Genomic DNA, 2722 nt, shown 5'->3' on the forward strand with positions numbered 1-2722 from the left:
AGCTCGTGGTGACGGTGCCGGCCGGAGGCTACATCGTCGGCGTCGGGGCACCCGAGAGCATCGGAGTCCACTTCGCCGGGTGCACGGCCGGGGTTCCGACGGTTACCGGCGAGGGTCGGGTAGTGGGTGGCTACAACCGGGGACTTGGGGAAACCACCAATGTGGGCATCGATTCCGACTACACCTGCGCACCGGTCATCGATACCCTCCAGAGCGTCTGGGGCTGCGGCGACGGACCGCCGGCGGAGTACTGCATCGGCGTCTGGTGCCGGCAGAACTCCCAATGCGTGATCCGGAACAACCCGGACATCGTAGGCGGATGGATGGTCAGCATTCTGGGGGTGGGGGTGCGTTGCGAGAGAGACGCGTGTGCGCGCATCGACGGGAACACCATCTGGCAGCCTTCCATTGGCTCGTCGCTCGCGTCATTGGGCGGGACTGGGCTCGAGCTTCTCGGCGCCAATCCGCCGGTGAACGACAACCACATCATCGGGCCGAGCTGCCAGGGCGGCATGGCTGGTCCGGACGGCAAGGGCGTGTATTTGATGAACAGCGCCGCCCGGCTCACGAACAACGTGATCGAGCAAGGCAGATGCCCGGGAATGGCAGTGGACATCCTGCCCGGTAGCAACCTGGGAGGCCCGACCTTGCACAGCAACACGATCGAGGGTGGCGAGTGCTGGGGCACCAATGTCGGGGTGAACATACTGGCTGGCACGGCGTCGCCGCCGACCACCGTGCTCCGCAACAACATCATCCGGGGCATTGTCCTGCCCTGTCCGCTGACATTCATCGGGCTTTGGGAGCGGACCCCCGAGGCCGATCCGGCGATTGTCGAGAACAACGCGTTCTACAACGCGCCTGACGGCCTCTACATTGATGAGATGGCGACGATGCTGATCAGCGCGGCCGAGATCAATGCGCTGGACGCGCAGCCCGAGACCACGGCGTTCGGCAACATCGACGACGACTGCCTGCTGGACGCGACCTGGCACCTGCCGGCAGGCTCGCTGTGCATCGACGCCGGCACCTCTACCAATGCGCCCCCGCACGACTTCGACCCCGGCGGCATGCGGCCCGTTGATGGGGACGGCAGCAACAGCGATGAGTGGGACATCGGCGCGGACGAGTTCGGAACGCCGTAGCTGAAGGCACTACCGGCCCGGCGGGATTGTGTTAGAAATACCCGTAGCTCTCGTGTGGTCGTCCTCTGGCCGTTGGCTGAAGCGCGTCGGGCCGTTGGCAAAGCGGTGGCGGCCGGGTTTCATGACCGTCACGGTACTGGCGGCTCTGCTCGTCTCGCCGAGCGTCACCCTGCTCGCCCCCCGCGACGGCCACGGGTACGGCAAGAAGTACTACGCTTCGGTGATCGCGGCAGCCGAGGCGCGCGCTCGCGGCGAGATGCTCGATCAGGGCTGGCAGCCGCTTCCGGGCCAGGCCGTGCCGCTGGCGATGGCGCGCCTGCGACACAGCGAGGTCGAGCTGTTGTCCGCGTCGCGACCGTTCAGCCTGTATCTGGCCAGTGGCGTGATCACGGGTGAGGCGCCGCCCGCAGCGAAGGTCAAGGAGGTCGCCGGGCTGCTGGCCCGCGAGCTCGGTCGCTACCCACCGAGCTTTCTGGTCGCCAGTCGCTTCAAGCGGGTGCTGATGTGCACCCATCTGCGCGAGGGCGACGTGCCGATCCCATCGCTGCCCAACTACGAGCGTTCGCTATTGCTCGACGTGAGTGCCCCGCCCGCGTTCTTGCGCCGTCTCGTGCATCACGAGGTGTTTCACTTCGCCGACTATGCAGACGACCACCAGCTGCAGCGCGATCCCGAGTGGGAGAAGCTCAACGACCACTACTTCACCTACGGGGTAGGGGGGCGGTTCATGCGAGAGCCGGGCAGTGCGCGCCTCAACGAGTCCTTGCCCGGCTTCCTTTCGCACTACGCCACGGCAGCGCTCGAGGAGGACAAGGCCGAGGTGTTCGCTTTCGTCATGTCGGCACCGGTCGCTGTTCGGCGGGTGGCCGCGCGGGACCGGATCGTGCGCGCGAAGGTGGCGGCGATGAAGAAGCAGGTTTCTCGCCTGGCGCCGGAGATGGGCGCAGCCTTCTGGGCCAGCGTCGAGGCTGGTCAGCGCTGATCAGCGCTAGCCCGCCAGGGACTTGACCAGGTCCGCCGCCTCGTCGCGATCGATCTCGAGCATCTCGGCGGTTTCCAGGATCAGCTCGCGCTCGCTGGTGCGGATGATTCCGTCGGCTGCCGTCACCTGGATGGCCAGACCCAGCGCGACCTTGCGCGCACCTGCTTCGGGGAGCCGCTCCTTGACGGCCTTGAGGCGTGCTTCGCGGTCGGACGAGCGAAGGTCCTGCTTCGCGCGGTTGAGCAGCACTTCTAGCTTGTCAGCACCGACGCTTCCGTCGGTCATCGACTCGACGCTCTTGGCGAAGTGCTCGCGTTCGACGTCGCTGAACTCGCCGTCTGCGGAGGCAGCGAGAAACATCATTTCGATCAGGGCTTCGAGCTTGTCCTCGGCAAGCCCCTTGGCGGCGGACATGTCCAAACTCATGGCCGGCGGAGTATATAGGTCAGCGCCGCCTCCGCAAACTCGCATCTTGTGATTTTGCGGTTGCCCCCGCCCGGCTCCTCCTTGGCCGGTCTTTGCCCGGCCGGGCGGGACGAGTCCGGCTGCGCTCCCTTGGAGCCGCCCGAGGCTAGCGCTCGGCAGCCAGCAGCGG

3 protein-coding genes are annotated in these 2722 nt (G+C 66.5%); 2 read left to right on the forward strand and 1 reads right to left on the reverse strand.

Translation table 11 applies throughout. The features are described from left to right. Together JSV65_01600 and JSV65_01605 are read left to right on the forward strand one after the other, a co-directional pair. Positions 1-1145, forward strand: a 1145-nt coding sequence (locus JSV65_01600; GenBank protein ID UCH35072.1) for a hypothetical protein, incomplete at its 5' end; no start/stop codon positions are given. A 220-nt stretch (positions 1146-1365) separates the two neighbouring features. After that, positions 1366-2127: a hypothetical protein gene (locus JSV65_01605; protein ID UCH35073.1), complete on the forward strand. Its 762-nt coding sequence runs from the start codon at positions 1366-1368 to the stop codon at positions 2125-2127. 6 nt (positions 2128-2133) lie between these two features. Here the strand turns inward: JSV65_01605 and JSV65_01610 are convergent, their stop codons facing one another. Next, positions 2134-2541: a TerB family tellurite resistance protein gene (locus JSV65_01610; GenBank protein UCH35074.1), complete on the reverse strand. Its 408-nt coding sequence runs from the start codon at positions 2539-2541 to the stop codon at positions 2134-2136. Positions 2542-2722: the final 181 nt, after the last annotated feature.

This window comes from Armatimonadota bacterium (assembly GCA_020354555.1).
Taxonomy (GTDB): domain Bacteria; phylum Armatimonadota; class Hebobacteria.

Excerpts from the sequence above, each read along its gene's own strand:
- JSV65_01610 (UCH35074.1), bottom strand. The coding sequence starts at position 2,541 with ATGTCCGCCGCCAAGGGGCTTGCCGAGGACAAGCTCGAAGCCCTGATC.